We start from the raw sequence: 467 nt of genomic DNA, 5'->3' as shown, positions 1-467 counted from the left end.
GTCTACACCCTCCTAGCGACGTTGCAGCGGCAAGAGACTTGATTATTCCGATTGATAACGAGCTGATGAAGTTGCAAGGCACCGGCGAAGCCATTCCCGTGTATTTCACAGTCACGCGTACAGGAAACCCAAACAGTATGACGAGTCCGACTCAGCCTGTAACAGTACGGTCTCGAGAAGAGCAACCCGGTGGCGAAAACGGATTGACCGGGCCCACGTTCAATCTCACGTCCAACGGAGTGCTGGGCCCCAATGAAAATCCGGACGGTGCCGATGTAAAAGTTTCACCTTATGTAAATATTGCCGAGGGCCAGAAGATCACCTTCACGTTCAAGGGTTTTGACGACTTCAATAATCCCATCGAAGCCGCTACTTATGTGACGACTCGTAAGCTGGATGAAGTGGATGTTGTGCAAGGGCATGTATTCAAGGTCCCTCAGATCAACACACGGGAGTATCAGTTTTTT

The 467-nt window shown here is 50.3% G+C and carries 1 pseudogene; it reads left to right on the top strand.

The features are described 5' to 3' along the window. Positions 1-467, top strand: a pseudogene (locus ALO64_RS22620) (hypothetical protein); the annotation flags it as partial.

This window comes from Pseudomonas meliae, assembly GCF_001400515.1.
Taxonomy (GTDB): domain Bacteria; phylum Pseudomonadota; class Gammaproteobacteria; order Pseudomonadales; family Pseudomonadaceae; genus Aquipseudomonas; species Aquipseudomonas amygdali.
The sequence above is the reverse complement of the archived record's forward strand: the minus strand, read 5'-3'. Positions and strand labels throughout refer to the sequence as shown.